Raw genomic sequence first — 24761 nt, 5'->3', positions numbered from 1 at the left:
AACCCCCGAGTTTGCAGCAATCCTCGTCGTGGCACACCGCCACGACGAACAACTTAGTACGACTCGGCCCCACCGTGCGTCGGTCATCCACACTCAGGAGGCGGCCAGTATCTGGATCAGCCGAGTCTCGACACCACTCCGCGCTGCCGGCGTGTGTCCGATCGCAGGCGGAGGCACGCTCCGATGTCGGGCCTCGGTCGGGGTGATCACGTCGATCACGCGCACCCCGTCGACGACTCTGACGTCGTAGAACCACCCGGGAGCCTCCTTGGCGCGGTTGTGGGTCACGCACGTTCCGTCGGCGTTGACCGCGCTGGTCGGGCCGTTGCGACGGTGCGGTCTGGCGTGGTCGATCTCGGCGACCGGCGCACCGCAGTACGGGGTCCGGCATCGTTGATCACGCAGGCGGATGTAACCGGCGAGTGAAGGCGGGAAGACACGCGATCGCGATTCCATCGTCACCAGCGATCCATCCGACGGTCGCGCATACAGGCGGCGAAGTGTCGACGCTGTCTCGCCCCCAGGTGTCACCGAATCGGCAACCAGGTGCCGCGCGACGGTCGCCGGGATGGGTCCATACCCGGGGACGTCCGCAGCCGAGTCGTCGAAACCCAACAGAGATTGCTCGGACATAACAAGATTCAGCGCGATCGGCGTCGGCTCGGCAATCGAGCGACCGGTGACACGCTCCACGAGAGTGTCGGCCATGACTTCTGCATGCGAGCGGTCATCGGAACCGCACACGGCGTCAGCGTGCTTCTTGAGCGCGGCGTACACCGCGATCCCGTCTGTCATCGGCAGAAGCGCCGAGAACTGCGTCATCAGGTCGGGCGCAGGCCGGACGGTAACGTGACGGTCCTTCTCCGCCTTGGCCTTCCGAGCCACGACCGCTTCAGGTTCCAACCCATAGGCATGAGACTTGGCCAGCACCTCGATCTCACGATCGGACACGCCGACCACCGCCACGGGATCACCGCAGATCCGACGGTCGATCTCTTCACGCGATTCGCGTGTCAGGTATGCGGTCTCACGCACCAAGATCGTCGCCCGCCACTCCGTGAGGACTCCTGTGGTGAGTGCCGCCAGGGTATGCGGCATCTCGTGCGCCAGCGCACGGGCGAACCCGAGGCACTGGCTTCCCTTGCGCGGCGAAACCTTCCGCGCCAAACCCACTTCGGCGGCCAGTCCACGACCACGTCTGCGCTCTGGGATGTTCCGTGAGGCTTCATCCGCTGCACGCAGGTCGTCGAGGTTTGCCGTCTCACGCACCTGAGCCGCCGTGCACGCCGACTTGATCTCCTCGAGGAGAGTGAGTCGGCTTACCGATTCCGCTTCGTCGAGGCCAACCGGCATCACCGACATACCATCAACGATCGATCGCAGATGGTCGGTTCCCAAGGAGGACTTTGTGTCCGGCCTAGCCTCGTTCATACATTCGATAGTACCGAAGTATGCGCGTTTCAGGAGGCACTTTCCACAGCACATCCAAAGATATTTTCACTTAGCCATTGAGATCAGTGACGGGATCTGCAACACTTAGCCATATGGCACATAGTACGGCCCCTTTGGACGACATCTTCGGCGCGCTCTCCGACCCGACGCGCCGCGCCGTCGTCGAGCGGCTGGGGCACGGACCGGCGAGCGTCGGCGAACTCGCCCACCCCTTCCCCATCACTCTGCCGTCCTTCATGAAACACCTACGCGTACTGGAGGACAGCGGGCTGGTTCTGACCAAGAAGGTGGGCCGCACGCGTATGTGCACGCTCGACCGACGCCGTCTACGTCGGTTGTCCACCTGGCTGGACCATCAGCGGACCGTCTGGACCGAACGCACCGACCGACTCGAACACTTCGTCACCGACACCGACACCGACACCGAGGAGACATGATGATCGACCCCGAACTGGACCTCACCCTGCACCGGGTGATCCGCGCTCCGCGACAACGTATCTGGGACGCGTGGACTCAACCCGATCAGTTTGCCAAGTGGTGGACTCCGGCCCCCACGGTCACCCGTGTCGACCGCCTCGAGCCCGCGCCCGGCGGTGCGCTCGTGACCCGGATGAGCGAGGACGGAACCACTTTCGTCCCGCACATGGATGCCGTCTTCCTCGTTGCGGACGTGCGCGAGCGTCTGGTGTTCACCAATGCCGTCGACAGTTCGTGGCGTCCCGCCGAACCAGCACCCGTCGCCATGACCGCAGAGATCACGTTCGCCGAGCATGCGGACGGAACCGAGTACAACGTCGTGGTGCGCCATCGCAGTCCGTCTGACCGTGACCGCCACGACGAACTCGGCTTCTACGACGGCTGGGGTTCGGTCACCGCCGCACTTGCCGAGCTCGTGGAACGCGAAGTCTCACAGTGAAGATCACCATCACGCAGTTCATCACACTCGACGGGGTCACCCAGGGTCCCGGTGCCACCGACGAGGACACCTCGAACGGATTCCTCGCGGGCGGTTGGCTGGTGCCTCACATGGACGAGCAGTTCATCCGCCAGGCGTCGCGGTGGCTCGATCTCGCCGACGGGCTACTTCTCGGACGGCGCACCTATGAGGCGTTCGCCCGCGACTGGCCCGCGATCACCGATCCCGACGACCCGTTCATGGTGCGGATGAACGGACTGCCGAAGTATGTGGTGAGCCGCTCACTCACCGAGACTGATCTGGCATGGCAGCCGGCGACACTGCTGGTCGACGACCCGATCGGCGCGATACGGGACCTGCGCACAGACTCCGACCGTGAGCTGCAGGTCCACGGAAGCGCGACGCTGGCGTCGTCGCTTCTCGAGGCGGGTGTCGTGGACACCCTGCGCCTCGTGGTTGCGCCCACCCTGTTGGGCTCCGGGCGAACGCTGTTCGGCCGCAACAGGGTCGGGACCGGCTTCCGACTGGCCGAACACCACGCCACGACCGGAGATCTGATGATTCTCGAGTACGAGGCGGTGGGACCGCCGGCGGTCGCGGACTACGCAGGAGCGAGCGCCGTGACCCGATAGACCGCGAGCTGGCGGCTAGTCCCGCGTCAACGCCGCCAGGAACATGGCGTCGGTGCCGTGGACATGCGGCCAGAGCTGTACGTGGGGGCCCTCGCCCAACAGATCCGGGCCCAGCTTGCCGACCGTCACGAGCGGGCGGGCATCGAGCTGGCGCGCGCCGTCGACCGACGCCACCACGTCGGCCACCACCGCGGTGGTCTCGGCCGGGTGCGGCGAACAGGTCGAATAGACCACGACGCCACCGGGTTTCACCAACCGTAGGGCCTCGGTCAGCAACTGCTTCTGCAGAACGACGAGTTCGTCGACGTCGGAAGCGGTCCGGCGCCAGCGGGATTCGGGTCGTCGGCGCAGCGAGCCAAGCCCCGAACACGGGGCGTCGAGCAGAATCCGGTCGTAACCGGTGTCGAGTCCGCTCGACCGTGCGTCGGCGACATGGATGGTCACGGGCAGATCGGACACGACCTTGCGGATCAGCCCGGCTCGATGCTCGGACACCTCGACCGCGTCGAGCCGGGCACCGTCGATCTCGGCGAGCGAACCGATGAGTGCGGCCTTCCCGCCGGGGCCGGCGCACATGTCGAGCCATCGCCCGCCGTCATCGACGACCTCGGCCACGGTCACCGCACGTGCGACGAGCTGACTGCCTTCGTCCTGCACGCCCGCGTACCCCTCGCGGATCGCCGCGACGTCACCGGGATCACCACCCGGGAGATACACGCAGTACGGGGAGAAGTCGCCGACCTCACCGTCGCTCGTGAGGGCGAGTTCTTCGGCGGTGATGAATCCGGGGCGGGCCACCAGATGCACCGGCGGTCGCTCGTCATCGGCGGCCAGCGCCGCCTGCAGTTGTCCCGCCGAGCCGCCGAGCGCATCACGGAACACCTCCGCGATCCATCTCGGATGCGCGTACTGGAAGGCGAGGTAACCGATGAGATCGTCCGCGGGTGACGGGGCGAGCTCGTCCACCCACAGGTCCTCGTCCTTCTGCGACACCTTGCGCAGCACCGCATTCACGAAGCCCGACGGCCCCATCCCGTTTTCCGCGCGCACCAGATCCACCGACGTCGACACCGCCGCGTGCGCGCCGACCCTCGTCCGCAACAACTGATAGGTGCCGAGGCGCAGGACGTCGAGGACAGTGCCGTCGATGTCGGCGACGGGCCGTTGGGCCGCGGCGGAGATCACTGCGTCCAGCAACCCCTGCGCCCGCGCGGCGCCGTAGGCCAGTTCGGTGGCGAAGGCGGCGTCGCGGCCTTCGATTTTCCTGTCCCGCAGCATCTTCGGGAGGACGAGATTGGCGTAGGCATCACGTTCACGCACCGCGCGCAGGGTGTCGCGGGCAGCCACACGCGCGGGATCGAGATCCTTCTGCCGGAACTTGCCGCTCATCGCAGGACCGTCCCGTCGGTCAGCCGTGCACCGCGCGCCCAGTCGGCGGCGGGCATGGGTTTCTTACCCGGCGGCTGCACGGTGCCGAGAGTGACCGGCTGCGAACCGGTTCCGACGAAGACCGCCTTCTTGGTGACCGCGAGCACACCGGGCGCGAGCGCACCGTCCCGCACCGCATCGGGCAGACCGGGATCCTCGGTCGACGCGACGACCGACACCGGCCCGACCTTGATCCGAGCCTCGTCGAGACTCGTCCACGGCCCGGGCGCGGGGGTGTATGCGCGGATCAGGCGATCGATGATGTGCGCCGGCAGATCCCACCGGACCCGCGCGTCGTCGACCTCGACCTTCGGCGCATGGCTCACCCCGGTCGTCGGCTGCGGTTCGGGGGCGAGTTCGCCGGCCTCCAGACCGTCGAGGGTGGACAGCAAGAGTCCCGAACCGGCGTCGGCCAGGCGTGCCAGTAGGTCACCGCTGGTGTCGGTGGGTCGGATGGTCTCGGTCAGCACGCCGAAGACCGGGCCGGTGTCGAGGCCTTTCTCGAGCCGGAACGTGCTGGCTCCCGTCACCTCGTCGCCGGCCGCGATCGCGGCCTGAACCGGGGCCGCACCGCGCCAGGCGGGCAGCACCGAGAAATGCAGATTGATCCAGCCGTGCTGCGGGAGGTCGAGCAACCCGGGTGGCACGAGCCCGCCGTAGGCCACGACGGCCCCGCAGTCGGGCGCCCAGCGCCGGAGAACATCATCGACCTCCGGTTCCGACAACCGCTGCGGGGTGATCACCTCGAGCGAATGCTCGTCGGCGAGCCGGCCGACGGGAGACCGCATCACCTTGCGACCGCGGCCGGACACGGCATCGGGGCGGGTGATGACCCCGACCACCTCATGCGACGAGGCGATGAGGGCCTGCAACGACGGCACGGCCACCTCGGGGGTCCCGGCGAAAACGATGCGCATTCATCCGATCGTAGGCGGGTCGATCTGCACCCGGATCGGCCCGGTCTGCCGATGCGTGTTGCGCCGGACCTGACCGGCGACAAGGGCCTCGGCCAGCAGGCGTCCGTGCTTGCGCGGCAACCGCACCAGGATGCGATCCATCTCGTCGTCCGGAGCGGCCTCCCACTCGGCGCTGCCGGCCGGCGGGCGCACCCCCGGCGGCAACGGAACGGGCCCGAGGACGTCGGCGTCGGTCGGCAACTCCAGGTGCTCGACGAAGTCGGTGATCACCCCGGTCGGTCCGTCGACCGATGCCATCGTCACGGCGGGCGGGAACCCGAGCTCCACTCGTTGCCGAAGCTGGATGGAGGCGAAACCCACCGGGTCCCAACGGATCAGCGCCTGCACGGGTGCGAGTGAGGAATCGGCGACGATCACCACGCGACCGCCGTCACCGTGCGGCGTGACCATGGCGGCCAACGCCATCCAGCGGCGGACCGCATGCTCCTCGGCACGCAGATCGGCACGGTCGAGTTGCGCCCACGTGTCGACGACGATCGCCGCGCCGTACCCGCCCGGCGCGACCGGCTCGGCGCCCGGTGTCGCGACCACGAGCCGTGCACCGGGTTCGATCTCGTCGAGGATGGTGTCGCCTCCGCTGGTCAGCACCGGCACACCGGCGAAAGCGCGCCCCAGCTCCTCGGCGGTCCGGCGCGCACCGGTGACCGTGGCGCGCACCGAGGTGTTGCCGCACTCCGGACAGCGGAAGGAGCGCTCGGGGCGCCCGCACCATCGACAGCTCAGCCGTTGGTCGGAGTCGAGCTGCAATGGACCGTGACAGGCGCGACAGCGCGCGTGTTCGCGGCAGCGCGTGCACGCCAGCGACGGCACATAGCCGCGCCGCGGCACGCTGAACACCACCGGACGATCGGCGGCGAACGCCGACCGCGCCGCGTCGAACGCGACTTCGGGGATGCGTGCGGACCTCGCCATGGGGTCGCGGGCGATCTGGCGGTCGTCGTCGGAGATGGCCTGGACCCGTGGGCTGCGGGTGCGGACGGTCGCGCGGTCGGCGACGAGATCGTGTGCCCAGCCCGACGCCACCAGCGCCTGTGCCTCGGCGGTCCGGGCGAAACCGCCGAGCAGGAGACCACACCGTTCGTGATGGGAACGCAGCACCGCCACCTCGCGGGGATGCGGATAAGGCGCCCGCGGGTCCGACATGCTGTCGTCACCGTCATCCCAGACGACGACGAGCCCGAGATCGGCGACCGGCGCGAACACCGCGCTGCGCGTACCGATCACCAGTTGCGCCGCGCCACGACGCACGGCCAGCCATCGCCGGTAGCGAGCGGTGGGTCCGAGTCCGGCGGACAGCGCGACACCGCGGTCGCCGATCAACGGCTCGACCTCGGCCCACACGCGGTCGAGATCTCGCTGATCGGGGACGGTGAGGATGCACCCCCGTCCGGCGGCGAGGGTTGCTGCGGCGAGTTCGGCGAGACGCCGTGGCCAGTCCTCCCCCGGCAGGGCCTGCCAGACGGCACGAGGATGACCGTCGACGAGGTTCTCGACGTAGGAATCGGCGAGCGGGTACCGGTGCCAGTCGGTGAGTTCGGGGGTCTCGACGACGGCGGTCGGTTCCGGTGTCGTCTCCTTCTCGGTGCGCGCGTGCCGCGGCGGTATCGCCAGGCGCACGACATCGCCCATGGTGCCCGCGTACCGGTCGGCCACCGCGCGACACAGCGTGGCCAGCTGCGGGGTCAGGACCGGTTCGGCGGACACGACACGGTCGAGCCAGCCCAGCTTGCCGGGATGATCGCTCTTGTCGATCCGCTCGAGGAGGTATCCGTCGACGAGACGGCCGGAGAATCGCACACGGACGCGCACGCCGGGCTGCGCGGCCTCGTCCTGGTCGACGTCGATGAGATAGTCGAAGGGTCGATCGAGGTGCGCGAGTCCCAGAACAGGCAGAACACGGGCCACCGGCAGCTCAGCCGCCGGGACCCGTGCTCCTTTGGGTGTCAGTGAGAGTACTTCCGCAGAGGGTCTACAGACCCGCGGCGGCCCGCAGCTTCTCCGCGCGGTCGGTCCGCTCCCACGGCAGGTCGACGTCGGTGCGGCCGAAGTGGCCGTACGCCGCGGTGGGTGCGTAGATCGGGCGCAGCAGGTCCAGGTCGCGGATGATCGCGAGCGGACGCAGGTCGAAATTCTCCGCGATGACGCGCTCGATGACCGCGGGGTCGACCTTCTCCGTGCCGAAGGTCTCGACGAACAGGCCGACCGGGGCGGCTTTGCCGATCGCGTAGGCGACCTGCACCTCGATGCGGCTGGCCAGGCCTGCGGCCACCGCATTCTTGGCGACCCAGCGCATCGCATAGGCCGCGCTGCGGTCGACCTTCGACGGATCCTTGCCGGAGAACGCGCCGCCGCCGTGACGGGCCATGCCACCGTAGGTGTCGACGATGATCTTGCGGCCGGTCAGACCCGCGTCACCCATCGGGCCGCCGAGGACGAACTTGCCCGTCGGGTTGACCAGCAGGCGGTAGTCGGTGGTGTCGAGGCTGGGCAGGTCGATCTCGGCGAGCACCGCGTCGACGACGTGCTTCTTGATGTCCGGGGCCAGGAGGTTGTCGAGGTCGATGTCGGCGGCGTGCTGGGTGGAGAGCACGACGGTGTCGAGGCGGACCGGGGTGTCACCGTCGTATTCGATGGTGACCTGGGTCTTGCCGTCGGGGCGCAGGTACGGCAGGGTGCCGTTCTTGCGGACCTCGGTCAGGCGGCGCGACAGGCGATGCGCCAGGGCGATCGGCACCGGCATGAGTTCGGGGGTCTCGTCGGTGGCGTAGCCGAACATCAGGCCCTGGTCACCGGCACCCTGGCTGTCGATCTCATCCTCGGAGATGCCGCTGCGGCTCTCGTGCGAGTTGAAGACGCCGCCCGCGATGTCCGGGGACTGCGCGCCGATGGCGACGTTCACGCCGCACGACGCGCCGTCGAAACCCTTGGTCGACGAGTCGTAACCGATCTCCAGGACCTTGTCGCGCACGATCTTCGGGATGTCGGCGTAGGCGGTGGTGGTGACCTCGCCGGCGACGTGCACCTGTCCCGTGGTCACGAGGGTCTCGACCGCGACACGCGCCTTCGGATCGTCGGTGAGGATGGCGTCGAGAATCGAGTCGCTGATCGCGTCACAGATCTTGTCGGGGTGTCCCTCGGTAACGGATTCGCTCGTGAACAGGCGTGACGAGGTGGTCATCAGATCCTCTCGAGATCTACGCGCGTCGATGGTCGCCGCGCCGCTGGCAGTGTCGGCCAGGTGCGACTGGCCGGGGGAATACATCCAACCTAATCGGTCGGTCGAGCTCCTCGACCATCAGGCACCAGTTGGCGCACTTCGTCAAGTATCCGACTCGACATGAGTGTTTTCGACCCGAAGGGCAGTGCGGTCTCGTCGCCGTTGGCGGCGAGCAACCAGCCGGTGTTGTCCTCGGTTCCGAAGGCCTTGCCATCGCCGACGGCGTTGACGACGAGCAGGTCACAGCCCTTGCGGGCGAGCTTCGCGCGACCGTGGTCGAGGACGCCGCCGGACTCGTCGCCGGTCTCGGCGGCGAAACCGACGATCACGGTGTCGCGCGGGATCCGGCCATCGTCGCGGGCGGTGACGAGGCCGCGCAGGATGTCGGGGTTGGTCGTCAGCCGGATCGGCGCAGGGCCCTCGTCGCCCTTCTTGATCTTGGACTCGGCGACGGCGACCGGGCGGAAGTCCGCGACCGCGGCAGCCATGATCACGACGTCGGCGTCTGCCGCGCGCTTGGTCATCTCGTCGGCGAGTTGTTCGGCGGTCGAGATCCGCACGATGGAGACACCGGCCGGGTCACCCGCGCCGGACGTCGATCCCGCGACCACGGTGACACTCGCCCCGCGCTGCGCCGCGGCCCGGGCCAGCGCGAAACCCTGCTTGCCCGAACTGTGATTGCCGAGATAGCGGACCGGGTCGAGCGGCTCCCGGGTACCGCCGGCACTGATGAGCACGCGGACACCGTCGAGGTCGTACGGCAGGGCGTCGACGCGGTCGAGGAGCAGCTCACCCAGAAGAGCGATCTCCTGAGGGTCAGGAAGACGGCCGCGACCGGAATCCGTTCCTGTCAGGCGTCCCGACGCGGGGGTCATCACCACCGAGCCGTGGGCCCGGAGCGTCGCCACATTGGCCTGCGTCGCGGGGTGCTCCCACATCTCCGTGTGCATCGCCGGGACGAACAGCACCGGACATCGCACGGTCAGCAGCGACGCGGTCAGCAGATCGTCGGCGCGACCCTGGGCGGCGCGGGCCATGAGGTCGGCGGTGGCGGGGGCGATGACCACGAGGTCGGCGCCCTGCCCGAGACGGACGTGGGCGACCTCGTCGACATCGTCGAACACGGTCGTGGAGACGGGATTGCCGCTCAGCGCCTCGAAGGTCGCCTTACCGACGAACTCCAGCGCGGCCGGGGTGGGCACGACGCGGACGTCGTGGCCGGCCTCGGTGAAGTGCCGGATGACCGAACAGACCTTGTAGGCCGCGATCCCGCCGCCGACGCCGATCAGGACGCGGCGTCGGGTTCCGATCGCAGTGCTCATCAACGGCGCCGGAGACTATTCGCCCTCGGTGTGCTCGAGAAGGTCGGAGTGGATCTCGCGCATCGCGATCGACAGCGGCTTCTCCTGGAGGCCGGGCTCGACCAGCGGGCCGACGTACTCGAGGATCCCGTCGCCGAGCTGGTTGTAGTAGTCGTTGATCTGGCGCGCGCGCTTGGCCGCGTAGATGACGAGCGCGTACTTCGACGACGCGCGGTCGAGCAGATCGTCGATCGGCGGATTCGTGATGCCCAGCGGCGTGTCGTACGCCGGTGCGTCGCTGATCTCGGAGATGTCGAAATTGGTCGGGGTGCTCACACGAACTCCTGCGTCGAGGTCTGGGTGTCGGAAAAGGCCGGTCAGGTCGCGGATGCGGCCGGCTGTTCGGGTCCGACCAGCAAGGATACCAACTGATCGGCGGCCCGGTCGACTTCGCTGTTCACGATGACGTGATCGAACTCGTCCTGGGCGGCCATCTCGGTCCGAGCGGTGGCGAGTCGGCGCTCGATCGCCTCGGGCGTCTCGGTGGCCCGGCCGGTCAGGCGGGACACGAGTTCGTCCCAGCTGGGTGGTGCGAGGAAGACGGTGACCGCCTCGGGGAGTCGGGCCACCACATTGCGCGCGCCGACCAGGTCGACCTCGACCAGAACCGGCTTACCGGCTTCCAGTGCGGCCAGGACCGGCGCGATCGGGGTGCCCGAGCGCTGCAGCCCGCCGTGGATCTCGGCCCACTCCAGGAGCTCGTCGGCGGCGATCATCCGGTCGAACTCGCCGGCCGAGACGAAGTGGTAGTCGCGGCCGTCGACTTCGCCGGGCCGCGGGTCGCGCGTCGTCGCCGACACGCTGAAGTAGACGTCGGGCACCGCGGCGCAGACCTTCGCGACCACGGTGGACTTGCCGACGGCCGAGGGGCCGACCAAAACGATCAGTCGACCCCTCGTGCGTCCGGTTCCCTCGTGGTTCGGGCGGTTGTTCACCGTCCGGTCCACGGGTTCGTCTCGCTGCCGTATTCGGTTCGGTTGCTCACGCTCAGGAGCTGAACTTCTCGAGCAGAGCCTTGCGCTGACGGTCGCCGAGACCGCGCAGGCGGCGGGTCGGGGCGATCTCGAGCTCGGTCATGATCTCCTGTGCCTTGACCTTGCCGACCTTGGGCAGGGCCTCGAGCAGGGCCGAGACCTTCATCTTGCCCAGGATCTCGTCGTTCTCGGCATCTTTGAGCACCTGCTGGAGATCGGTGCCACCGCGCTTGAGGCGCTCCTTGAGCTCCGCGCGGACACGACGAGCGGCAGCTGCCTTCTCCAACGCAGCGGCGCGCTGCTCATCGGTCAACTGGGGAAGGGCCACGGGGTTCCTCCGTCTTTCGTTCTCGAGTGGGACTGCATCGTTCGCCCTGGGGCGTCCGAGGCGCTGTTGCCGTGCGACCGCGGCTGGATCGCCATCGCCGGCCTGTCAGCCGGGTCTGCACCCGGCCGACGCCATCAAATGTTGGCGGCGAATGCGACCGTACCGACGTGAGCAGGCATTTGCGAGTGCGACCCCCCGTTTTCGCGGCGTTTTCTCATGTTGTAGGGCAGTCGGTGCGTTCACGGGAGCACAGCACCGATTCACTGTTCCCGTCGTCGTCCTGACTACGCGTTTTCCGGTGTTCTCGCAGGTCAGCAGGTCGGCTGGAGAGGGCTGGGTCGATAGCACGACGAAAGACCTGCATTGTGAACATGCACCAGGTGATACGCGTGTGACGCCAGAGGTGTGACGGAATCCGTGCGAAATCGGCGACGCTCCGCGCGTGTCGCAGGCCGACCGATCCTCGACCGGACCGTCAGCCCAGTGCGGCCTCGACCTCGTCGCGGGTGCGGACGAACGCGTCCCGCAGCGCGGTCGCGTCCGGCCCGGCGCGGAGCACACCACGGGAGCTGGCGGGCAGCAGCCATGCGGGGTCGGCCCCGTCGAACACGACCGGCAGGTCCGCGGGAGTGGCCCCCTGCGCGCCCAGGCCGGGGGCCAGGATCGGGCCCCGGAGGTCCGCGAGATCCAGACCGTGCTCACGCGTGGCCCCGACGACCAGACCGACCGTGGCCGTGCCGTCGGCGTTCTCGGCCGCGGCGGCGTCGACGATCGACTGCGCGACCGTCCGTTCGCCCGCCCGGGCCCGCTGGATGTCGGCGCCCTCAGGATTCGACGTCCGCGCCAGCACGAAGACCCCCCGCTCCCCCTGGCGTGCGAGATCGAGGGCCGGGCGCAGGGCTTCGTACCCAAGATAGGGAGAGGCGGTCACCGAATCGGCACACAGCGGCGACGACTCGGACAGCCAGGCCTGCGCGTACGCGGCCATCGTCGATCCGATGTCCCCGCGTTTGGCGTCGGCGATGACGAGCGCCCCGGCCTCTCGGCAGGCGGCGACGACGCGTTCGAGGACGGCGAAACCAGCCGCCCCGAACGGCTCGAAGAACGCCACCTGGGGCTTGACGACGGCCGCCACCGGGGCCAGCGCCTCGACGCAGAGATCGGCGAACGCCGACAGCCCGTCGACGTCCACCGACAGACCCCACTCGTCGAGCAGCGCCGCGTGTGGATCGATCCCCGCGCACAGACGCCCGCGTTCGGCGACCGCACGGGCGTAACGGCCCCCGAAACCGGGGCCGCCCGAACCTAAGTCGCCGATACCGGACGTGTCCGTCACGACCGCCCGGCCAGGTCGGCGTGGCGATTCTGCAGCGAACGCACGCCGATGTCACCGGTCATCGCGGCCTCGATGCCCTGCACGGCGGCCGAGGCACCCTGCACCGTGGTGATACACGGGATGTTCACCGACACCGCGGCGCTGCGGATCTCGTAGCCGTCGACACGCGGGCCCGAGTTTCCGTACGGGGTGTTGATGACCATGGTCACCTCGCCGGCACGGATGATGTCGACGATGGTGCGCTGCCCCTCGGCGGCCTCGAAGTGCTTGCGCACCGTCTCGCACTTGATCCCGTTGCGGCGCAGCACGTCCGCGGTGCCCTCGGTGGCCAGGATCTCGAATCCCAGGTCGGCGAGGTGTTTGACCGGGAAGATCAGCGCCCGCTTGTCCTTGTTGGCCACCGACACGAAGATCTTGCCGCTGGTGGGCAGCGATCCGTAGGCGGCGGTCTGCGACTTGGCGAACGCGCGCCCGAAGTCCGCGTCGATGCCCATGACCTCACCGGTCGACTTCATCTCCGGGCTCAGCAGGTTGTCGACCCCGCTGCCGTCGTGACGCCGGAACCGGTTGAACGGGAGGACCGCCTCCTTCACCGAGATCGGGGCCGTCGCCGGGGCCTCTCCGCCGTCGCCGGTTGCGGGCAGGATGCCCTGCTCCCGCAGGTCGGCGATGGACGCACCGAGCATGACGCGCGCGCACGCCTTGGCCAGCGGCACGGCGGTCGCCTTGGAGACGAACGGGACCGTCCGGCTCGCGCGGGGGTTGGCCTCGAGCACGTACAGGACGTCGTCCTTGAGCGCGTACTGGACGTTGAGGAGTCCCTTCACGCCGATCCCCTTGGCCAGGGCCTCGGTCGAGGTCCGCACCATCTCGAGGTCCGCGCGTCCGAGGGTCACCGGCGGCAGCGCACACGCCGAGTCACCGGAGTGGATACCGGCCTCCTCGATGTGCTCCATCACGCCGCCGATGTAGACCTCGTCACCGTCGCACAGGGCGTCGACGTCGATCTCGATCGCGTCCTCGAGGAACCGGTCGACCAGCACCGGGTGGTCCGGGGTCAGCTCGGTCGCGCGAGAGATGTAGTCCTCCAGCGACTTCTCGTCGTAGACGATCTCCATGCCGCGACCACCGAGGACATACGACGGCCGGACGAGCACCGGGTAGCCGATCCGGGCGGCGGTATCCCGGGCCTCGTCGAAGCTCGTCGCGGTGCCGAACGCCGGAGCCGGTAGACCGGCCGCGGTCAGCACCCTTCCGAACTCACCACGGTCCTCGGCGAGGTCGATGGCGGCCGGGCTGGTGCCGACGATCGGCACGCCGGCCTCCTCGAGACGGTGCGCGAGGCCGAGGGGGGTCTGGCCGCCGAGCTGCACGATCACACCTTCGACGGTGCCCGACTGCGATTCGGCGTGGTAGACCTCGAGCACGTCCTCGAAGGTCAGCGGCTCGAAGTAGAGGCGATCGGCGGTGTCGTAGTCCGTGGACACCGTTTCCGGGTTGCAGTTGACCATGACGGTCTCGTATCCGGCGTCCGACAGCGTGAGCGCGGCGTGCACACAGGAGTAGTCGAACTCGATGCCCTGCCCGATGCGGTTGGGGCCCGACCCGAGGATCAGCACCTTGGGCCGGTCGGTCTGCGGGGCGATCTCGCTGGTCGCCCCGGGATCGAGCTCGTAGCTCGAGTAGTGATACGGCGTCTTCGCCTCGAACTCGGCGGCGCAGGTGTCCACGGTCTTGTAGACGGGACGCACGCCCAGCTCGATCCGCCGTGCGCGAATGGCCGCCTCATCGGCGAAATCCGTTCGCAGAGCGGCGATCTGACGGTCGGAGAAGCCGGTGGACTTGGCTTCGCGCAGCAACGCCTCGTCCAGTGTGTCGGCGTCGCGGATCTCCGCACCGAGCGCGGCGATCCCGCCGATCTCGGCGAGGAACCACGGATCGATCGCGGTGGCCTCGTAGAGGTCCTCGATCGTCGCGCCGGCCTCGAAGGCGAGCATCAGCTTGTACAGCCGCCCGTCCCGGGGCGTCTTGACGTCCTCGAGCAGCGCGGGCAGGTCGACGGTCGCCGGGTCGGGACGGTTGGGCTCGGCCCAGAAACCGCCCGCCTTGGTCTCCAGCGACCGCATGACCTTGCCCAGGGCCTCGGCGAAGCTCCGGCCGAGGCTCATCGCCTCGCCGACCGACTTCATCGTCGTGGTGAGGGTGTCGTCGGCGCCCGGGAACTTCTCGAACGCGAACCGGGGCGCCTTGACCACGACGTAGTCGAGGGTGGGCTCGAAGCAGGCCGGAGTCTCCTTGGTGATGTCGTTGACGATCTCGTCGAGGCTGTAGCCGATCGCGAGTTTCGCGGCGATCTTGGCGATCGGGAAGCCGGTGGCCTTCGACGCCAGTGCCGACGACCGCGACACCCGCGGGTTCATCTCGATGACGACGAGGCGACCGTCGCGCGGGTCCTGCGCGAACTGGATGTTGCAGCCGCCGGTGTCGACGCCGACCTCACGCAGGATGTCGATCGAGAGGTCCCGCATGATCTGGTACTCGCGGTCGGTGAGCGTCATCGCCGGGGCGACCGTCACCGAGTCGCCGGTGTGGACGCCGACCGGGTCCAGGTTCTCGATCGAGCAGACGACGACCACGTTGTCGCGGTTGTCGCGCATGAGCTCGAGTTCGTATTCCTTCCACCCGAGGATCGATTCCTCGATGAGGACGTTCGCGGTGGGCGAGGCGGCGAGGCCACCACCGGCGATCCGGTCGAGGTCCTTGTCGTCGTAGGCCATACCCGAGCCGAGGCCGCCCATGGTGAACGACGGGCGCACGACGACCGGGAAACCGAGATCGGCGACGGTGTCGCGGACCTCGTCCATCGTGTGGCACACGCGCGACCGCGCGCTCTCGCCGCCGACCTTCTCGACGATGTCCTTGAACATCTGCCGGTCCTCGCCGCGCTGGATGGCGTCGAAGTCGGCACCGATCAGCTCGATGCCGTACTTCTCCAGCGAGCCGCGATCATGCAGGGCGACCGCGGTGTTCAGCGCCGTCTGACCGCCGAGGGTCGCGAGGACGGCGTCGATGGGATGTCCCGCGTCGCGCTCGGCCTCGATCACCTTCTCCACGTACTCGGCCGTGATCGGCTCGATGTAGGTGGCGTCGGCGAACTCCGGATCGGTCATGATCGTGGCCGGGTTGGAGTTCACCAGGCTGACCCGCAGGCCCTCGGCCTTGAGCACCCGACACGCCTGGGTGCCGGAGTAGTCGAATTCGCAGGCCTGGCCGATGACGATCGGTCCGGAGCCGATGACCAGGACGTGGTTGATGTCTTCGCGGCGCGGCATCAGGCACTCGCTCCTTGCTCACGGTCGCCCTCGAGCAGGGTGACGAACTTGTCGAACAGGTACGCGGCATCGTGGGGTCCGGCGGCCGCCTCCGGGTGGTACTGCACGGAGTAGGCGCGGCCGGAGAGCAACTCGACGCCCTCCACCGTGCCGTCGTTGGCGCAGACGTGGCTGACGCGCGCGCGGCCGAAGTCGGAGTCGAACTCCTCCCCCGCCTCGCCCTCGAGCGCGAAGCCGTGGTTCTGCGAGGTGATCGACACCTTGCCGGTGGCGTGGTCGACGACCGGGATGTTGATGCCCCGGTGCCCGAACTTCATCTTGTACGTCGAGCGGCCGAGTGCGCGGCCCAGGATCTGGTTGCCGAAGCAGATGCCGAACAGCGGGATGTCCCGGCCGAGAACCCCGCGGGTGAGTTCGACGATGTCGTCGGCGGTGGCCGGGTCGCCGGGACCGTTGGAGAGGAACACCCCGTCCGGCTTGAGGTCGGCGATGGCGTCGAGCGCGACGGTCGCCGGCAGCACGTGGGTGCGGACGCCGCGTTCGGCGAACATGCGCGGTGTGTTGGTCTTGATCCCCAGATCGATCGCGGCCACCGTGAAACGGTGCTGGTCGAGGGGTTCGACGACGTAGCCGCTGTCGGTGGTCACCTCGTCGGCCAGCCGGGCGCCCTTCATGTCCGGCTGGTTGCGCACGCGGGAGACGAGTTCGTCGGTGTCGGCGAGCGCCGGGCCGGAGAAGATCCCGGCCTTCATCGACCCGTGGTCGCGGAGGATGCGTACCACGGTGCGGGTGTCGATGCCGCCGATCCCGACGATGCCCTGGCGGTCCAGTTCCTCCTCGAGGGAGGTCGTCGCGCGCCAGTTGGAGACGCGTCGGGTGGGGTTGCGCACGGCGTACCCCGCCACCCAGATCTTGCCCGAGTCACCGTCGACGCCGGTGCTCCCGGCGCTGCCCGTGCTCTCGCCGTCCTCGGTGTTCCAGCCGGTGTTGCCGATCTGCGGCGCGGTGGCCACCACGATCTGCCGGTGGTAGCTCGGATCGGTCAGGGTTTCCTGATAGCCGGTCATCGCGGTGCAGAACACCGCCTCGCCAAGGGTCTCGCCGACTGCGCCGTAGCTCCGGCCGGTGAACACCTGGCCGTTCTCCAGCACCAAGACCGCTGTGTTCATTCCTGTGCCCCTTGTCCACTGTCATGCGTCCCGGCGAAGGCGTTCACCCAGCCGGGGTAGATCGTTTTGTCGTCGGCGCGCAGCCCGGAGTCGATCTCGGTGCCGCTGGGCAGGACCCAGCGGATGGCGAGGACCCCGTCGGCGGTCATCACCTTGCCGGCGATACCGCGCTCCGTCCGGACCGCGGTGATCGACTCGCGCGGGATCCAGATGTCGCTCGCGCCCTGACGTGCGATGAGGATGCCCGTCTCGAATTCGGTCAGCACCGACGACGCGCGGTCACCGATGTCACCCACGGTCACCCGGTTCTGCCAGCTCGGCGCCATGGTGCTGCCGAGGTAGAGGCCGGTGTCTGGACCTCTGAGCACGGCGCCCGGGTCCGCGGGTATCACCGGGAGTGCACCGATCGCGTCCGCCTGCGCCGCGGTCTTCTTCTGATTCCCGGTGGCCAGCAGGTAGAACACCGAGACCACGCCGATGGCGAGCAAGGCGACGACGCCGATGAACCACGCGTTGAACACGATTTTGCCGTATCCGAGCACCGAGGCGATCACCGAGGCGATCACCAGCACCGCGAGGATCGCCGGCACCACCCCACGCCTGGAGATCGCGGTCATCGGGTCACCTCACCGTCGCGGGCGGTCACGACGCCGCGCAGCACGGTCGCGGTGATCGTGGCGGGCATGGTCATGGCCTCGAACGGGGTGTTGGCCGACAGGCTCGCCAGGTCGGGACCGTGCACCACCCAGGACGTCTCGGGATCGACGACGGTCAGGTTCGCCGGCTCGCCGACCTCGATCGGACGGCCCTGATCGGTGAGTTCGACGATCTGCGCGGGCCGCTCGCTCATGACGCGCGCGACGCCGCGCCAGTCGAGGAGGCCGGGCTTCACGAGGGTCTGGACGATGATGGGCAGCGCGGTCTGCAGGCCGAGCATCCCGGGCTTGGCCTGGGCGAACTCGCAGCACTTCTCCTGCGCGGCATGCGGGGCGTGGTCGGTGGCCACACAGTCGACGATCCCCTCGGCCAGCGCCTGCCGCAACGCCGTCTTGTCGCGGACCTCGCGCAGCGGCGGATTGACCTTGTTCACCGGGTCGTAGGTGTGGAGAACCGAGTCGTCGAGCAACAGGTGGTGTGGCGTCACCTCGGCGGTGATCGCGATCCCCTGGTCCTTGGCCCAGCGCAACAGTTCGACGGTGCCCTCGGTGGAGGCGTGGCAGATGTGGATCCGGGCGCCGGCGTCGCGCGCGAGGAGGGCGTCGCGGATGACGATGGACTCCTCGGCGGCGCGGGGCCAGCCCGCCAGGCCCAGGCGTGAGGCCGTCGGCCCCTCGTTGGCGACGGCACCGACGGTCAGCCGCGGCTCCTCGGCGTGCTGGGCGATGAGGACGCCGAGACCGGTCGCGTACTCCAGCGCGCGACGCATCAGGAGCGGGTCGTCGACGCACTTGCCGTCGTCGCTGAACATCCGGACGCCGGCGGCACCGGCGGCCATCATGCCCATCTCGGCGAGTTGCTTGCCGGCGAGACCGACGGTGACCGCGCCGACCGGGTACACGTCGACGAGTCCGACCTCGCGCCCGGACCGCCACACGTTGTCGGTGACGGTCGAGTTGTCGGCAACCGGACTGGTGTTGGCCATCGCGAAGACCGCGGTGTAACCGCCCAGCGCCGCGGCCGCCGAGCCCGAGCGGATCGTCTCGGTGTCCTCACGACCCGGTTCACGCAGGTGAGTGTGGAGGTCGACGAAACCGGGCAGCAGCACGCCACCCCTGCCGTCGATCGTCTCGGTGCCCTCGGGAGCGGTGACCGCCGAGCCCATCTCGCTGATGACGCCGTCGACGACGAGGACATCGATCGGGTCTCCCTCGCCATACGGGCGGACGGCACTGATGACGACGGACCCGGTCTGCGGTACGGATCCGGTGGAGGCGCTCACTGTCCAACTCCTGCAATGGTGTCGAGGGGGGTCATAGGTGGGCTCCCGCGGAATCCGAACCGACGAGCAGGCGGAAGAGAACCGCCATCCGGACGTGCACACCGTTGCGGACCTGTTCGAGAACGGTGGCCTTGGGCGAATCGGCCACCGAGTAGCCGATCTCCATGCCGCGCAGCATCGGCCCGGGATGCAGGACCACCGCGTCGTCGTGCAGCAGTCCCAGGCGGCGGTCGTTCAGCCCGAATCGGACCGAGTACTCGCGGGCACTCGGGAAGAACCCGCCGTTCATGCGTTCGGCCTGGACCCGGAGCATCATCACCGCGTCGACGGCGGGGAGTTCGGCGTCGAGGCTCCCCGAGACGCTCACCGGCCACTCGTCGACGCCGACCGGCAACAGCGTCGGGGGCGCCACCAGGACGACCTCGGCGCCGAGCGTCGACAGCAGATGGGCGTTCGACCGCGCGACACGGGAATGGATGATGTCGCCCACGATCGCGATGCGCCTGCCCTCGAGCGACCCGAGGCGCTGGCGGAGCGTCAGCGCGTCGAGCAGCGCCTGGGTGGGATGCTCGTGTGTCCCGTCACCGGCGTTGATCACCGCGGGGCCGTCGCCGTCCGGCGTCGTCGTCCAGTCGGCGATCTGGGCCGGCGCACCCGAGGCCGGGTGCCGGACGATCAGCGCGTCGGCGCCGGCCGCGTGCAGGGTCTTGGCCGTGTCGCGCAACGATTCCCCTTTGCCCGCAGAGGAACTCGAGGCACTGACGTTGATGACGTCGGCGCTCATCCACTTGCCCGCGACCTCGAAGGAGACCCTGGTGCGGGTGGAGTTCTCGTAGAACACGGTCATCACCGTGCGCCCGCGCAGCGTCGGCAGCTTACGAACCTCGCGCCCGGTGAGGGCCTGTTCGAAACGTTCGGCGTCGTCGAGGAGGGCGGTGGCGTCGTCGCGGCTGAGGTCTTGGGTCGACAGCAGGTGCCGCATCACGAATCACTTTCTGCTGCAGCCGAACTCGATGCCGACCCGAGGACGACCTCGTCGATGCCGTCGTGCTCGACGAGGTGCACCGAGACCTGCTCGTCGCGGGCGGTCGGGATGTTCTTGCCGACATAGTCTGCGCGCAACGGGAGTTCGCGATGGCCGCGGTCGACGAGGACCGCGAGTTGAACGGCCGCGGGACGACCGAGATCACGCAGCGCGTCGAGCGCCGCGCGCACCGTCCGCCCGGAGTAGAGGACGTCGTCGACGAGGATCACGATCGCGTTGTCGACGCCGCCGGCCGGCACCATCGTCCGCTCGAGCGGACGGTGCGGCTTACCGCGCAGATCGTCGCGGTACAGCGTGATGTCGAGGTAACCCACCGGTACGTCGACGCCCGCGAACTCACCGATCTTGCCACCCAGCCGGGTGGCGAGAGATGTTCCGCGAGTGGGGATTCCGATGAGAACGACGCGGGGTGCGTCGGGCGAGTCCAGAGCAGTCTTCTCGATGACCTGGTGTGCGACACGGGCAATCGTGCGCGACACGTCAGCGGCATCGAGCAGCACCCTGGGAGCGGGGCTGGCCACAGCCGACCTCCTTCTCCGCCTCTCGGGACGGATCGTTAAAGGATGTCTGTCTCGCGACACTCTACACCGGGCGGCGACGCGGACGAATTCCCGCGACCTACGCCACACCCGGTGCGGATCAGTTCGGCTCCGGCCGTCCGGGTGCGGCACCACCGGGCTCGGCGGACGCGGCCGCGCGGACCTGCGGAGCGAGTTCGGCGATCTTGGCCAGCACCCCGTTGACGAAGGCCGGCGAGTCATCGGTGGACAGTTCCTTGGCGAGCTCCACCGCCTCGTCGACGACCACGATCGTGTCGACGTCGAGAGAGTTGAAGAGCTCCCAGGTCGCCAGGCGCATGATCGCGCGGTCGACCGCCGGGAGTCGTTCGAGGGTCCAGTCCCGCAGGTACGAGGAGATGACCGCGTCGACCTGCGCCTGATCGTCGGCGAGGCCCTGGATCACGGTCGCGGTGTAGTCGTGGATCGAGCCGACGCTCTCGTCGGATCGGACGTACTCGCGGCGTTCGGCGACGAGCTGCGCGGGACTGACCCCCTTGGCCTCGGCCTCGAAGAGCAGGTCCACCGCGCGGCGCCGCGCCTTGTGTCGGGTTCCGGGTTGTTTCACAGGTCAGGAGTTGACGCGGCCGAGATAGCTGCCGTCGCGCGAGTCGACCTTGAGCTTGTCACCGGTGTTGATGAACAGCGGCACCTGGATCTCGGCGCCGGTCTCGAGGGTGGCCGGCTTGGTGCCGCCGGTCGAGCGGTCGCCCTGGAGTCCGGGATCGGTCTGGGCGACGATCAGCTCGACGGTGACCGGGAGCTCGACGAACAGCGGGTTGCCCTCGTTCAACGACACCTGCACGGTCATGTTCTCCAGCAGGAAGCGCGCACCGTCGCCGACGGTGGCCGGCGGCAGTGAGAACTGCTCGTAGTCCTGCGAGTCCATGAACACGTAGTCGGTGCCGTCGTTGTAGAGGAAGGTCATGTCACGACGGTCGACGGTGGCGGTCTCGACCTTGACGCCGGCGTTGAAGGTCTTGTCGACGGTCTTGCCGCTCAGCACGTTCTTGATCTTGGTACGCACGAACGCAGGCCCCTTGCCCGGCTTGACGTGCTGGAACTCCATGATCTGCCAGAGCTGGTCGTCCATGCGCAGCACGAGGCCGTTCTTGAAGTCGGCGGTGGATGCCATGTGGTATTCGTTCCCTTGCAGTCAGATGACGGTGAATGTCTTGTCGGTGGCGGTCAGCAGGTCGGGGTCGCCGTCGGTGACCACCAGAGTGTCCTCGATCCGGACCCCGCCCCATCCGGGCAGATAGACACCGGGCTCCACGGTGACCGCAGCACCGCATGGCAGTGTACCCGCCGCGAGTTTGCCGATTCCCGGCGCTTCGTGGATCTGCAACCCCACCCCGTGGCCGAGACCGTGCACGTAGTGCTCGCCGTGTCCGGCGTCGTCGATCACGTCCCGGGCCGCCGCGTCGACCGCCCGGAGGTCGGCGCCGGGCGTCAGCGCCGCCCGGCCCGCGGTCTGCGCGGTCGCGACGAGCTCGTAGAGGTCTCGCTGCCACGACGCGGCGCGCCTCAGGACGAAGGTCCGCGTCATGTCCGAGTGATACCCGCCGACGACCGACCCGAAGTCGATCTTGACGAGATCGCCGTCGGCGAGGGCGGTGTGGGTGGGCCGGTGGTGAGGGATCGCCGAGTGCGCGCCGGCCGCCACGATCGTCTCGAAGGCGATGCCGTCGGCCCCGAGCCGGTACATCTCCCACTCGAGGGCACGTGCGACCTGACGTTCGGTCGTCCCGGCCCGCAGCACGCCGTCGGCGACGATCTGCGCCAGGGCGGCGTCGCCGATCGCGCACGCCGCCCGCAGCAGTTCGATCTCCCCCGGGTCCTTGACCGCGCGCAGGTTCTGCACGACCCCGGACATGCCGACCAGCTCGACCCCGGAGTCCCCGACGGCGGTGGACAGCGCCCGATGCCCGGCCACCGTCTCGGTGTCGGACTCGAAGCCGACGCGACCCGCCCCGGCGGTCCGTGCGTGGTCGACGAGCGCACGGACCACCGCGCGTTCGATGATCGGTTCGACGTCGGGCACCTGTTCGGCGACCTGGGTGAGGTAGCGGCCGTCGGTGGCGATCCGATCGCCCGCGGGATCGTCGACGTCGATCAGCACAGCGGCATTCGAGCCGGTGAAACCGGTCAGATAGCGGACGTTGACGAGGTCGGAGACGACGAGGAACGAGACCGGGTCGGCTGCGGATCGCAGCTCGGTACGCAACCGGTCGCGGCGGCCACCGGTGTCATGGATGATCGGCACCCCCGCCACGCTACGGCGGGCGTCCGAACCGCGCGAACCCGACCACTTCGACCAGGTGTGTCCGCTGTCACGCGACCCGTGCGTAAGATGACGCGCATGTCTTCGTGGTTGGTGCGCGGTCTGACGATGACCGCAGTTCACGTCCTCGCCCGCGTGTTGCTCGGGTTCGCAGTGGTCCAGGCGCCGCTGAACTCGACCGTCTGGCGCACCATCGCGATCGCCGTCGTCGTCCTCATCGCCCTGGTGTGGGGTGGTTACGACGGTATCCGCGACGCCCGCGCGAACCCGGATCCCGACGACTACGAGGACCTCACCGTGCGCTGGCTGCAGGCCGGTGTCCTGGCGGGTGTCCTCGCCGGGCTGATCTCCTGGATCCTCGGCACGGTCGTCCTCGCCGGCATCGGGCAGGCCAGCCTGTTCGTCGAACTCATCGCCGGTGCGTCGTTCACCGCACTGCTCGTCTTCGTCCCGGCCTTCGTCGGCGCGGCGATCGGTCGCTTCCTCGTCCGGCGCGACCAGAACAAGAACGCCGCCGACGACGACTGGTCGGTCCACGAGGACGGCACCTCCACCGACGCGGACGCGCCGACCCAGCGCATCCGCTGAGGCGGCACCGGTCGTGACCGCCGGCTGACGGCACCGGGTCCTAGAGCAGTACCGAGGTGCTCTTCGACGCCGGTCCGCCGGCCACCGCGGAGTAGGCGGCCGCGATCAGCCCGGGGTCCGGCCCTTCGAGTCGGCCGGGCTTGGCCAGCCCGTCCAGGACCACGAAGCGCAACACACCCGAGCGGTTCTTCTTGTCCCCCGCCATGCCCTGCAGGAGATCGGCGAACGCATCCGGGTCATAGGTCGTGGGGAGCCCCACGAGATCAAGGATCGCCTTGTGCCGATCCGCCGTGGCGTCGTCGAGGCGCCCCGCCAGGCGGGAGAGCTCGGCGGCGAACACGAGGCCCACCGACACCGCCGCGCCATGACGCCAGCGGTAGCGCTCACGGCGCTCGATTGCATGTCCCAGGGTGTGGCCGTAGTTGAGGATCTCGCGCAGCGACGACTCCTTGAGGTCGGCCGAGACCACGTCCGCCTTGACCTGGACCGAGCGGCGGATGAGCTCTGGGAGCACCCCCGACGTCGGGTCGAGGGCGGCCTCGGGATCGGCCTCGATGATGTCGAGGATCGTGGGATCGGCGATGAAGCCGGTCTTGATGACCTCCGCGAGCCCGGCGACGATCTCGTTGCGCGGGACGGTCTCCAGGGTGCCGATGTCGATCAGCACGGCGTCGGGCTCGTGGAACGACCCGACGAGGTTCTTGCCCGCCTCGGTGTTGATGCCGGTCTTGCCGCCGACGGCGGCGTCGACCATCGCCAGCAGCGTGGTCGGGATGTGGATGACCCCGATGCCGCGCATCCAGGTGGCCGCGACGAACCCGGCGAGATCGGTGGCGGCTCCGCCGCCGAGGCTGATCACCTTGTCGTTGCGCTTGAGGCCGATCCGGCCGAACACCTCCCAGCAGAAGGACGCGACCGAGAGGTCCTTGCCGTCCTCGGCGTCCGGGATCTCGATCCGATGGGCGTCGAACCCCTTCTCCGCCAAGAACTCTCGAACCTGCTCGGCTGTTTTGGCCAGCGGCGGCTGATACAGGATCGCAATGCGGTCGGCACCCTGTGCAGCTGCGGCCACCTCGCCGAGGAGTCCCCGGCCGATGATCACGTCGTAGGGCGCGCCGGCGTTGACGCGGATGGCCACCGGTTCGGTCCCTGCGGGTTCGTTCCCGGCCTGGTCGTTCCCGGGCTGTTCGTTCCCGGGCTGTTCGTTCACTGACATTCTCGGCTTC

At 68.7% G+C, this 24761-nt stretch carries 24 protein-coding genes; 4 read left to right on the top strand and 20 right to left on the bottom strand.

The annotated features are described in order from the left end of the window. Window positions 1-93 precede the first annotated feature (93 nt). On the bottom strand, window positions 94-1353 hold the full coding sequence (locus tag AC3B5T_RS18365) for a DUF222 domain-containing protein (RefSeq protein ID WP_197282735.1): 1260 nt from the start codon (window positions 1351-1353) through the stop codon (window positions 94-96). A gap of 191 nt (window positions 1354-1544) precedes the next feature. Between AC3B5T_RS18365 and AC3B5T_RS18360 the strand changes: the two genes are divergently transcribed. The 3 genes from AC3B5T_RS18360 to AC3B5T_RS18350 are packed head-to-tail and all read left to right on the top strand — an operon-like array spanning window position 1545 to window position 3000. Beyond that, window positions 1545-1889 carry an ArsR/SmtB family transcription factor gene (locus tag AC3B5T_RS18360; protein ID WP_035716965.1) on the top strand — a complete coding sequence of 115 codons (345 nt, stop codon included), beginning with the start codon at window positions 1545-1547 and terminating at the stop codon, window positions 1887-1889. Beyond that, entirely contained in the window at window positions 1889-2368 is a 480-nt protein-coding gene (locus AC3B5T_RS18355) for an SRPBCC domain-containing protein (RefSeq protein WP_010840985.1), read from the top strand. Before AC3B5T_RS18360 ends, AC3B5T_RS18355 begins: the two co-directional genes overlap by 1 nt. Next, window positions 2365-3000, top strand: a complete 636-nt coding sequence (locus AC3B5T_RS18350) for a dihydrofolate reductase family protein (RefSeq protein WP_055474631.1) — start codon at window positions 2365-2367, stop codon at window positions 2998-3000. Before AC3B5T_RS18355 ends, AC3B5T_RS18350 begins: the two co-directional genes overlap by 4 nt. Window positions 3001-3015: 15 nt before the next feature. Here the strand turns inward: AC3B5T_RS18350 and AC3B5T_RS18345 are convergent, their stop codons facing one another. From AC3B5T_RS18345 to AC3B5T_RS18260, 18 genes are all read right to left on the bottom strand, one after another. Then, a complete protein-coding gene (locus AC3B5T_RS18345) occupies window positions 3016-4389 on the bottom strand; it encodes an RsmB/NOP family class I SAM-dependent RNA methyltransferase (RefSeq protein ID WP_055474632.1) in 1374 nt (457 codons plus the stop codon). Beyond that, window positions 4386-5345: a methionyl-tRNA formyltransferase gene (gene fmt, locus AC3B5T_RS18340; RefSeq protein ID WP_055474633.1), complete on the bottom strand. Its 960-nt coding sequence runs from the start codon at window positions 5343-5345 to the stop codon at window positions 4386-4388. Before fmt ends, AC3B5T_RS18345 begins: the two co-directional genes overlap by 4 nt. Further along, a complete protein-coding gene (locus AC3B5T_RS18335) occupies window positions 5346-7310 on the bottom strand; it encodes a primosomal protein N' (RefSeq protein WP_014926648.1) in 1965 nt (654 codons plus the stop codon). Between the two features lie 64 nt (window positions 7311-7374). Further along, complete coding sequence (metK, locus tag AC3B5T_RS18330; protein WP_044507891.1) at window positions 7375-8583, bottom strand: methionine adenosyltransferase; 1209 nt, start codon at window positions 8581-8583, stop codon at window positions 7375-7377. A gap of 89 nt (window positions 8584-8672) precedes the next feature. Then, window positions 8673-9944, bottom strand: a complete 1272-nt coding sequence (gene coaBC / locus AC3B5T_RS18325; protein ID WP_055474634.1) for a bifunctional phosphopantothenoylcysteine decarboxylase/phosphopantothenate--cysteine ligase CoaBC — start codon at window positions 9942-9944, stop codon at window positions 8673-8675. Window positions 9945-9959: 15 nt separating this feature from the next. Next, entirely contained in the window at window positions 9960-10259 is a 300-nt protein-coding gene (rpoZ, locus tag AC3B5T_RS18320; RefSeq protein ID WP_010840978.1) for a DNA-directed RNA polymerase subunit omega, read from the bottom strand. Between the two features lie 41 nt (window positions 10260-10300). After that, window positions 10301-10930 (bottom strand): guanylate kinase, encoded by a 630-nt coding sequence (gene gmk, locus AC3B5T_RS18315; protein ID WP_014926645.1) that lies wholly within the window; start codon window positions 10928-10930, stop codon window positions 10301-10303. Window positions 10931-10970: 40 nt separating this feature from the next. Continuing rightward, window positions 10971-11285 (bottom strand): integration host factor, actinobacterial type, encoded by a 315-nt coding sequence (gene mihF, locus AC3B5T_RS18310; RefSeq protein ID WP_004021989.1) that lies wholly within the window; start codon window positions 11283-11285, stop codon window positions 10971-10973. A 475-nt stretch (window positions 11286-11760) separates the two neighbouring features. Next, window positions 11761-12621: an orotidine-5'-phosphate decarboxylase gene (gene pyrF, locus AC3B5T_RS18305; protein WP_010840976.1), complete on the bottom strand. Its 861-nt coding sequence runs from the start codon at window positions 12619-12621 to the stop codon at window positions 11761-11763. Further along, window positions 12618-15953: a carbamoyl-phosphate synthase large subunit gene (gene carB, locus AC3B5T_RS18300; protein ID WP_055474635.1), complete on the bottom strand. Its 3336-nt coding sequence runs from the start codon at window positions 15951-15953 to the stop codon at window positions 12618-12620. Before carB ends, pyrF begins: the two co-directional genes overlap by 4 nt. Then, window positions 15953-17122 carry a glutamine-hydrolyzing carbamoyl-phosphate synthase small subunit gene (carA, locus tag AC3B5T_RS18295; RefSeq protein WP_010840974.1) on the bottom strand — a complete coding sequence of 390 codons (1170 nt, stop codon included), beginning with the start codon at window positions 17120-17122 and terminating at the stop codon, window positions 15953-15955. The genes carB and carA overlap by 1 nt, the downstream gene beginning before the upstream one ends. Continuing rightward, a complete protein-coding gene (locus AC3B5T_RS18290) occupies window positions 17119-17739 on the bottom strand; it encodes a PH-like domain-containing protein (RefSeq protein ID WP_055474636.1) in 621 nt (206 codons plus the stop codon). The genes carA and AC3B5T_RS18290 overlap by 4 nt, the downstream gene beginning before the upstream one ends. Next, window positions 17736-19061, bottom strand: a complete 1326-nt coding sequence (locus AC3B5T_RS18285; protein WP_055474637.1) for a dihydroorotase — start codon at window positions 19059-19061, stop codon at window positions 17736-17738. The genes AC3B5T_RS18290 and AC3B5T_RS18285 overlap by 4 nt, the downstream gene beginning before the upstream one ends. A 31-nt stretch (window positions 19062-19092) precedes the next feature. Continuing rightward, a complete protein-coding gene (locus AC3B5T_RS18280) occupies window positions 19093-20043 on the bottom strand; it encodes an aspartate carbamoyltransferase catalytic subunit (protein WP_010840971.1) in 951 nt (316 codons plus the stop codon). After that, complete coding sequence (gene pyrR / locus AC3B5T_RS18275; protein ID WP_010840970.1) at window positions 20043-20627, bottom strand: bifunctional pyr operon transcriptional regulator/uracil phosphoribosyltransferase PyrR; 585 nt, start codon at window positions 20625-20627, stop codon at window positions 20043-20045. The genes AC3B5T_RS18280 and pyrR overlap by 1 nt, the downstream gene beginning before the upstream one ends. Window positions 20628-20745: 118 nt before the next feature. Beyond that, window positions 20746-21231 carry a transcription antitermination factor NusB gene (gene nusB, locus AC3B5T_RS18270; protein ID WP_010840969.1) on the bottom strand — a complete coding sequence of 162 codons (486 nt, stop codon included), beginning with the start codon at window positions 21229-21231 and terminating at the stop codon, window positions 20746-20748. A 3-nt stretch (window positions 21232-21234) separates the two neighbouring features. Beyond that, the gene (efp, locus tag AC3B5T_RS18265; protein WP_010840968.1) at window positions 21235-21798 is read right to left on the bottom strand and encodes an elongation factor P; all 564 of its coding nucleotides are present in this window, start codon (window positions 21796-21798) and stop codon (window positions 21235-21237) included. Window positions 21799-21819: 21 nt separating this feature from the next. Beyond that, window positions 21820-22929: a M24 family metallopeptidase gene (locus tag AC3B5T_RS18260; protein WP_488357808.1), complete on the bottom strand. Its 1110-nt coding sequence runs from the start codon at window positions 22927-22929 to the stop codon at window positions 21820-21822. 96 nt (window positions 22930-23025) lie between these two features. Between AC3B5T_RS18260 and AC3B5T_RS18255 the strand changes: the two genes are divergently transcribed. Then, window positions 23026-23535: a B-4DMT family transporter gene (locus AC3B5T_RS18255; RefSeq protein WP_488357807.1), complete on the top strand. Its 510-nt coding sequence runs from the start codon at window positions 23026-23028 to the stop codon at window positions 23533-23535. 40 nt (window positions 23536-23575) lie between these two features. Here AC3B5T_RS18255 and aroB read toward each other — a convergent pair whose 3' ends face one another. After that, complete coding sequence (gene aroB / locus AC3B5T_RS18250; RefSeq protein ID WP_488357806.1) at window positions 23576-24751, bottom strand: 3-dehydroquinate synthase; 1176 nt, start codon at window positions 24749-24751, stop codon at window positions 23576-23578. Window positions 24752-24761 lie beyond the last annotated feature (10 nt).

This window comes from Gordonia sp. G4 (assembly GCF_057770005.1).
This window is presented reverse-complemented; position numbering and strand designations above follow the sequence as displayed.

What these genes read in the sequence shown, in the direction of transcription:
- AC3B5T_RS18365 (WP_197282735.1), bottom strand. Translation starts at nt 1,353, where the DNA reads ATGCCGGTTGGCCTCGACGAAGCGGAATCGGTAAGCCGACTCACTCTC.
- AC3B5T_RS18360 (WP_035716965.1), top strand. Translation starts at nt 1,545, where the DNA reads ATGGCACATAGTACGGCCCCTTTGGACGACATCTTCGGCGCGCTCTCC.
- AC3B5T_RS18355 (WP_010840985.1), top strand. Translation starts at nt 1,889, where the DNA reads ATGATCGACCCCGAACTGGACCTCACCCTGCACCGGGTGATCCGCGCT.
- AC3B5T_RS18345 (WP_055474632.1), bottom strand. Translation starts at nt 4,389, where the DNA reads ATGAGCGGCAAGTTCCGGCAGAAGGATCTCGATCCCGCGCGTGTGGCT.
- fmt (WP_055474633.1), bottom strand. Translation starts at nt 5,345, where the DNA reads ATGCGCATCGTTTTCGCCGGGACCCCCGAGGTGGCCGTGCCGTCGTTG.
- metK (WP_044507891.1), bottom strand. Translation starts at nt 8,583, where the DNA reads ATGACCACCTCGTCACGCCTGTTCACGAGCGAATCCGTTACCGAGGGA.
- coaBC (WP_055474634.1), bottom strand. Translation starts at nt 9,944, where the DNA reads ATGAGCACTGCGATCGGAACCCGACGCCGCGTCCTGATCGGCGTCGGC.
- carB (WP_055474635.1), bottom strand. Translation starts at nt 15,953, where the DNA reads ATGCCGCGCCGCGAAGACATCAACCACGTCCTGGTCATCGGCTCCGGA.
- carA (WP_010840974.1), bottom strand. Translation starts at nt 17,122, where the DNA reads ATGAACACAGCGGTCTTGGTGCTGGAGAACGGCCAGGTGTTCACCGGC.
- AC3B5T_RS18290 (WP_055474636.1), bottom strand. Translation starts at nt 17,739, where the DNA reads ATGACCGCGATCTCCAGGCGTGGGGTGGTGCCGGCGATCCTCGCGGTG.
- AC3B5T_RS18280 (WP_010840971.1), bottom strand. Translation starts at nt 20,043, where the DNA reads ATGCGGCACCTGCTGTCGACCCAAGACCTCAGCCGCGACGACGCCACC.
- efp (WP_010840968.1), bottom strand. Translation starts at nt 21,798, where the DNA reads ATGGCATCCACCGCCGACTTCAAGAACGGCCTCGTGCTGCGCATGGAC.
- AC3B5T_RS18255 (WP_488357807.1), top strand. Translation starts at nt 23,026, where the DNA reads ATGTCTTCGTGGTTGGTGCGCGGTCTGACGATGACCGCAGTTCACGTC.
- aroB (WP_488357806.1), bottom strand. Translation starts at nt 24,751, where the DNA reads ATGTCAGTGAACGAACAGCCCGGGAACGAACAGCCCGGGAACGACCAG.